At 45.2% G+C, this 365-nt stretch carries 1 pseudogene; it reads left to right on the plus strand.

Annotated elements, in window-relative coordinates:
* Nucleotides 1–123 precede the first annotated feature (123 nt).
* A pseudogene (locus A3761_RS06560) lies at nt 124–365 on the plus strand (hypothetical protein); the annotation flags it as partial.

Raw genomic sequence — 365 nt, forward strand, 5'->3', positions numbered from 1 at the left:
TGCACTTCAGCGTACCGACTTCGTGCGCTTTGTAGAGCGAGGCTTATTGTCCGGTGGGATGATTGGGCTGTTTTTTTAGTCCCCTTTACTTATATCGAGGAGTTTAGCTTCAATGCATGGCTAGTGATCGCGATCTTTAGCATGTTCTTTGGTGCGTGGTTTGGCGGTGTTGGTGGGCTCAATACTGAACACTACAAGATCCAGAAGTTTCACGAACAAATTATTGAAGGTCAGCACTTGATCTTAGTGGATGTTAACACGAAGGATGAACAACGCATAAAGTGCATTATGGAAATAAGGCACCCCGAGGCGGTACTTCAAGGTTCTAGCTCGACTATTACTAATCCGTTTTCCAAGGATGATGC

It is taken from the genome of Oleiphilus sp. HI0123 (assembly GCF_001635315.1).